General features: G+C 67.6%; 1 protein-coding gene. It reads right to left on the reverse strand.

The genetic code is table 11. The annotated features are described in order from the left end of the window. A partial coding sequence (locus tag DFR29_RS28820; protein ID WP_243746216.1) for a condensation domain-containing protein occupies positions 1-1,361 on the reverse strand: 1,361 nt, incomplete at both ends.

Here is a 1,361-nt window from a genome sequence, read left to right on the forward strand (position 1 = left end):
ATCAGCGGCAATTGCGCGACCGCCGTCTGCGGTGCCGCGACGATGCCCTGCAGCAGGCGCACGAACGCTGCGCCCAGCCGTTCGATGCTGGCCGGTTCGAACAGGCTGCTCGCATAGAACCAGCTCAGCCGCAGGCCCTGGGTGTTTTCGGTGACGACCAGCTGCAGGTCGAACTGTGCGCGTTCGGCGTTGCTGTCCAATGCGGCCAGGCTCAGGCCAGGCAATTCCAGCGCAACCTGTTCGTGGTTCTGCAGGGCCAGCATGATCTGGAATACCGGCGCGTGACTCAGGCTGCGTACCGGCCGCAGTTCGTCCACCAGCATCTCGAACGGAATTTCCTGGTGTTCGTAGGCCGCCAGTGCCGTGGCCCTGGCCTGGGCCAGCAATTGTTCGAACGTCGGGTTGGCGGAAAGATCGCTGCGCAGCACCAGCGTGTTGACGAAGAAACCGATCAGCGGCTCCACGTCCGGATGCAGGCGGCCGGCGATCGGCGTACCGATGACGATGTCGCTCTCGCCGCTCCAGCGCGACAGCAGCAGCGCAAACGCCGCCTGCAGCAGCATGAACAGGCTGGCATCGTGACGCCGCGCCAGCGCGTTCAGCGCGGCCAGAAGCGGTGCTTCCAGCACCTGTTCGACGCGCGCGCCTTCGAAGCGCTGCTGCGCCGGCCGCGGCTTGTCCAGCGGCAGGTTGTGTACCACTGGCAGGCCAGCCAGCTGCTCGCGCCAGTACTGCAGTTGCGACTGGCGCAGCGGGCCTTGCAGGCGTTCGCGCTGCCAGTGGGCGTAATCGGCGTATTGCACCGCCAGCGCCGGCAAGACCGGCGGCCGGCCCTGCACCAGGGCACCGTACAGGGCGACGAATTCGCGCACCAGCACGCCGGACGACCAGCCGTCGGAAGCAATATGGTGCAAGGTGAACAATGCCGCATGATCGTGCCGGTCCAGCTGCAGCAAGGTACAGCGCAGCATCAGGTCGCGGGACAGGTCGAACAGGCGCACGGCCTCGTCGGCCGCATATTGCTGCAGGCGCGCTTCGCGCGCACTGGCGTCCAGCCCGCGCAGGTCGTGCCGCGCAATCGCCAGGGCGGTGGCCGGCTGTATACGCTGCACGGCCACGCCGTCGACTTCCGCGTAGCGCGTGCGCAGCACTTCATGCCGCGCAATCAGCGCATCCAGTGCCTGCTGCAGCGCCGTTTCGTCTAGTTCGCCGCGCAGCCGCAATGCGACCGGCAGGTTGTACTGGGCGCTGCCGCCTTCGAGGCGATCGATGAACCACAGGCGCTGCTGCGCAAACGACAGCGCCAGCGGACCGTCGCGGCCGATGGTCGCGATGGGGGCGTAGCCAGCGCGCGCCTGCGC

Origin of the sequence: Tahibacter aquaticus, from assembly GCF_004363655.1 — a bacterium.
Lineage (GTDB): Bacteria > Pseudomonadota > Gammaproteobacteria > Xanthomonadales > Rhodanobacteraceae > Tahibacter > Tahibacter aquaticus.